Below are 934 nucleotides of genomic sequence, written 5' to 3'. Positions count from 1 at the left end.
CAGTAGACATCACTGACAATTGCTACCTCAGAAAATCAAACCTGTCAACTTTTGGAAACCGCTATCGTATAGTAACAGCCTGTTTATAAGAGGGATTACCGATGGCTACCGCAGCAAAAAAAGTTGAGTTAACTAAATGGTTTAAGCCTGAGAATTATAATGTTTTAAAAGACATCACCGTTATGCAACTTTGCCAGGAGATCCGCAAACGGAAGGCAATGTTTGACGAACTGGAAGAAGCGCTGGAAAGCGATGAACCTGAATGGTGTGTGAGTCAGGCTAATCCTGAAGAAAGGGATTTAATCCTCTCAGGGAAGCCGTTGTTAGCCTCTAAGTCAACAGACGAGGATTGCAACGCTTATGAAAGTGATCAGCATGTCAGGCTTATGACTGCTGGTAAGCTTTATCAGTTGGAAGGGTACATCAAAGAAACCGGATTGCTTGACTACGGAGAAAAAACGGTAACATTCCACACAGAAAAAAACAGGTACGGGTTGCAGCAACCTATCCTGCGATACAAACAGATACGCGCTCAGCAACTGGTTGAATCCAGGAATTTTACTGACGAGCAGAAAAAGAACCTTGTTCGAAGGGCAGAAAGTGCAATTAATCTGGAAATCGATATCAGTCTATCAACGGATGATCAAATCATTGAATCAATGCGCTACCTGTTAAACCGCTGGCGTAAGCAAACTGGGATTAAGCCCAAAACCAGCCAGCAGAGCTATGGTTTCGGTGCAGTGATGGTTCAAAAGATAGTCGATTTTCGAGTCATTCCCATTTTAGACCTTCTATATCATGCCAAATCAAACAACTACAAACTCAGCGACAAAGATCTGGAACAGCTTCTCTACCATTGGAAGGTGCGATTTAATCATTCAAAGTTCTGTTCATGACTACAATGATTGCCGTTCATCTATCGTTTTCAGTGTTT

Annotated in this window: 1 protein-coding gene; it reads left to right on the top strand. The window is 42.2% G+C overall.

Annotated elements, in window-relative coordinates:
• Nucleotides 1-101 precede the first annotated feature (101 nt).
• Nucleotides 102-896: a DUF6387 family protein gene (locus ACSZO1_RS22525; protein WP_437616616.1), complete on the top strand. Its 795-nt coding sequence runs from the start codon at nucleotides 102-104 to the stop codon at nucleotides 894-896.
• The last annotated feature ends 38 nt before the right edge of the window (nucleotides 897-934 follow it).

Source organism: Erwinia sp. V71, from assembly GCF_965644245.1.
Taxonomy (GTDB): domain Bacteria; phylum Pseudomonadota; class Gammaproteobacteria; order Enterobacterales; family Enterobacteriaceae; genus Erwinia.
This window is presented reverse-complemented; position numbering and strand designations above follow the sequence as displayed.

Coding starts and splice junctions, on each gene's coding strand:
- ACSZO1_RS22525 (WP_437616616.1), top strand. CDS start 102: ATGGCTACCGCAGCAAAAAAAGTTGAGTTAACTAAATGGTTTAAGCCT.